General features: G+C 20.6%; 1 protein-coding gene. It reads right to left on the reverse strand.

Annotated features, from left to right (window positions below; translation table 4 throughout):
• Positions 1-191 precede the first annotated feature (191 nt).
• Positions 192-378: restriction endonuclease subunit S domain-containing protein (locus OF365_RS03230; RefSeq protein WP_263818173.1), on the reverse strand; the 187-nt coding region annotated here is incomplete at its 5' end.

A 378-nucleotide genomic window follows, 5' to 3' on the forward strand; every position in this document is an offset into this window, starting at 1 on the left:
TTGAAAGTAATATTCAGATAACGTATTTGTTAGATTAAAGATCACCGATAAAATAAGATAAAAATTTATCAAATTAAAAAATTTATCATTAATTTATAAACGAATTTGAGAAAGTTCGTATTTCAACTATATTAAAATTTATTTTTAATAAATTATTTATCTCGATTTTATCTAATAATTACATAGGTTTTTTAGTTTAATAATAGATTACAAAGCTTTTTAAATATTAATTTAATAATATTGCGCTTACGCTGAAGAAGTGATATGGCAACACTTCATCTTTTTAGTAAATTCGATAAATTTTTTATTTCGTCAGTTGTTTCAGGTAATCATATTTTAATATTCTGCATCACATTGTTCATTAATTTTGGTATTCCT

The sequence above is a fragment of the Ureaplasma zalophigenitalium genome (assembly GCF_025780055.1).
Lineage (GTDB): Bacteria > Bacillota_I > Bacilli_A > Mycoplasmatales > Mycoplasmoidaceae > Ureaplasma > Ureaplasma zalophigenitalium.